The sequence below is a fragment of the Catenibacterium sp. RTP21428st1_D7_RTP21428_210409 genome (assembly GCF_040227455.1).
Lineage (GTDB): Bacteria > Bacillota_I > Bacilli_A > Erysipelotrichales > Coprobacillaceae > Catenibacterium > Catenibacterium mitsuoka_A.
The window spans coordinates 1-1058 of sequence record NZ_JBEHVX010000165.1 but is presented as its reverse complement, the minus strand read 5'-3'; the positions used below and the strand labels follow the sequence as shown (position 1 = coordinate 1058).

Below are 1058 nucleotides of genomic sequence, written 5' to 3'. Positions count from 1 at the left end.
CCTTGATGATAGAATATATATTAGAGACAGTAGTACCTACAGTAGAAGCTAACTCTTTAATGAATTGAGTCTTACCAATGTTACGCTTACCAGGATGGGAAGCATTGAACTGTATCAAAGAATTGATGATGAATTCATAATGAGCTAAAGTGAAAAGTTAAATTCCACTTTAAAACGGAACAAAAAAATGTGGAATTTACTCGTTCAGAATTATATTTTCATAAGAATATCGGATATTAAGTCTGATATTCTTTTTGTTTTAGGAATGGAACTTAATCATACGTATACAAGAAGTGTGACTTTCATGACAGAAATCATGGTATTTTAGGGCACAATAAAGCTATGGAATTTCGTTCATTTTTTCGGGTGTAAGACTAAATTCCACTTTTACTGCATGTGCTATTGTCAGTCTGCATCTCAAGTTTCATACATTCTCCGAATGATTTTAGTTATCTTATTTTAGTAAATATGGTTTTAAAATTATCTCATCATTTTCTATTTTTTTGATTCCAAATTCTATGAATTTCTTATATAAATCTGGACTTATGAACTCCATCATCTCCAGCGATGATTTTCCTTTTAGGTTCTCCTTTGGCTGGGAATTAATGTGGGATACCATGAGATTATCCTTCTCCTGTGAATCAAAACCAAGCTTCTTGAGACCTGCTTCTTTAGGGCATATGTAACGTATCTCCTTGTGGTTGTTCTCAAGACTTCTTTTCTGACATGATTGCATAGCATCACAGTAAAAAACATGAGTTCTCGTGCTGTCATCATTGTCCTTTTCTAGTCCATCTGCATCTGAGAATTCAGTACCTCTATCTGTCTTTAAAATGGACCCTGTAAAAAGGACACGATAAAAAAGGATATTTATTTCGTGACCCTGTTTTACAGGGCTTTTATTTTGCGTATTATAATGATTATAGAATGGTGGTGTTATTATGGGAGTAAATTATTTTAGTGATGAACAAGTAAAGGAATTCGAAAAGAATCCATATGTAAAGAAAGTATCTATCAAAAGCATAACCTATTCAGAAGAATTCAAAGAACTCTTTTGG

At 32.7% G+C, this 1058-nt stretch carries 1 protein-coding gene; it reads right to left on the bottom strand.

The genetic code is table 11. The features are described from left to right. Positions 1-454: 454 nt before the first annotated feature. Positions 455-736 carry a hypothetical protein gene (locus ABUA27_RS12650; RefSeq protein WP_349820862.1) on the bottom strand — a complete coding sequence of 94 codons (282 nt, stop codon included), beginning with the start codon at positions 734-736 and terminating at the stop codon, positions 455-457. Positions 737-1058 lie beyond the last annotated feature (322 nt).